The following is a 1,215-nucleotide window of genomic DNA, read 5'->3' as shown; positions in this document are numbered from 1 at the left end:
TGCAAGGCGCAAAAATAGACGTGAGTAAGATATTCTATTTTGATGCCAATATTAAATGCGATAAATCAAACCAATGCGATATCAAGGTCAATGAACCTTTAGGGTAAATCTCGGCTTTACATGTAAGGTGACATGTCAAAGAAATGAAACTAAAAAAGGGGCGAGAAGCATAGAATGCTTCCCGCCCCTTTTCCTCTCAAGCACTACAAAGCTTATTCGTCGCGTGAGCCGAAAATTCCAAGAATTTGTAAAAGTGAGATAAAGAGATTTAAAAAATCTAAATACAATGCTATCGCACCTTCAATCGGCGTTTCGTAAGCGCCTCTGATAATATTTTGCGTATCGTAAAGAATAAACGCACTAAACAAAATAGAGCTAACGCTCGCAATTGCCAACTGTAAAATAGGGCTATGAAAGAAGATGTTAATAATACCCGCAACCACAATGACGATCAAGGTAATGAAAAGCATTTTCCCCATTGCGGAAAAGTCGCGTTTCGTATTCATCGCAAATACGGAAAGTCCTCCGAAAGCGACCGTCGTCAAGATAAAAGCGTTGGCCACGATACTTGAGCCGCCTTTTAAGCCCAAAATAGAGGAAAGAAGCGGTGTTAACGTAAGACCGGTTAAAAAGGTGAATGCAAAAAGCAAGATCATATTTAAACCGGCTTTTCGTTTTGCCGCATAAAGTCCGAATAAAACGATAAACTCTAAAATAACGAGTCCCCAATACCAAGAAGCGATGGCACTTGCCATACCGATTCCGACATATGCACCGGCGCTTGCGGCTAATAACGAAGCGGCAAAAAGCTGGTAGGTTTGCTTAATAAAAACTCCTAAGGAGCTTTCATTGATCCTTGTATGCTCATAAATACCCTCTTGAGAGTGTTGTTGTATGTAGTCTCTGTCATACAGTCCCATAGTGTTCTCCTTGTCAATGAAACATAAAATCAAAAGCGCATTTTACCTCAATCAAATCAGAAAATGCAATTTTTCGATTTACTATTATATGGAAAGAGGGTAAACAAAAAATTAATCATTCTGAACAAGAAGAAAAAAGATGTCAAAAGCCTCTTGTATTTAACCTTTTTTTAAGGAGTTCGAGTATATAATTTCGTCCTCGTTTGAGAGAACGGGGTTAAAGAGAAGCTCCCAAAGTAGGGGATTAGCTTCACGTTCATTACCATTTTAACAATGTCAAATTCAATCTTTGAAA

General features: G+C 38.4%; 1 protein-coding gene. It reads right to left on the bottom strand.

Annotation, left to right across the window (positions count from 1 at the left end):
- Window positions 1-212 precede the first annotated feature (212 nt).
- Complete coding sequence (locus OA34_RS11185; RefSeq protein ID WP_039675388.1) at window positions 213-920, bottom strand: Bax inhibitor-1/YccA family protein; 708 nt, start codon at window positions 918-920, stop codon at window positions 213-215.
- Window positions 921-1,215 lie beyond the last annotated feature (295 nt).

The organism is Sulfurospirillum sp. MES (assembly GCF_000789415.1).
Taxonomy (GTDB): Bacteria; Campylobacterota; Campylobacteria; order Campylobacterales; family Sulfurospirillaceae; genus Sulfurospirillum; species Sulfurospirillum cavolei.
Note: the sequence above shows the minus strand (reverse complement) of the source record. Positions and strands in the feature narration are given on the sequence as shown.